1 protein-coding gene is annotated in these 235 nt (G+C 78.7%); it reads left to right on the top strand.

Features of this window, described 5'->3' with window-relative positions:
- A partial coding sequence (locus tag KVT14_RS21495) for a KR domain-containing protein (protein WP_217617399.1) occupies positions 1–235 on the top strand: 235 nt, incomplete at both ends.

Genomic DNA, 235 nt, shown 5'->3' with positions numbered 1-235 from the left:
CTCTTCGCCCGCAGGCTGGTGCGTGCCCCGCGGGGCGGTGACGGCACCGCCTCCGCCGGCCTGCCGACACGGGGCACCGTCCTGATCACCGCGGGCACCCACGGACCTGGCGCGCACCTGGCCCGCCGGCTCGCCGGGGCCGGGGCCGAACACCTGCTGCTGACCGTCGCGCCGGAGGCCCCCTCCGACACCACGGAGCACCTCGTCGCCGAACTCCACGCCTCGGGCACCCGGG

This window comes from Cellulomonas sp. GbtcB1 (genome assembly GCF_019091725.1).
In the GTDB taxonomy this organism is placed as follows: Bacteria; Actinomycetota; Actinomycetes; order Actinomycetales; family Cellulomonadaceae; genus Cellulomonas.
Note: the sequence above shows the minus strand (reverse complement) of the source record. Positions and strands in the feature narration are given on the sequence as shown.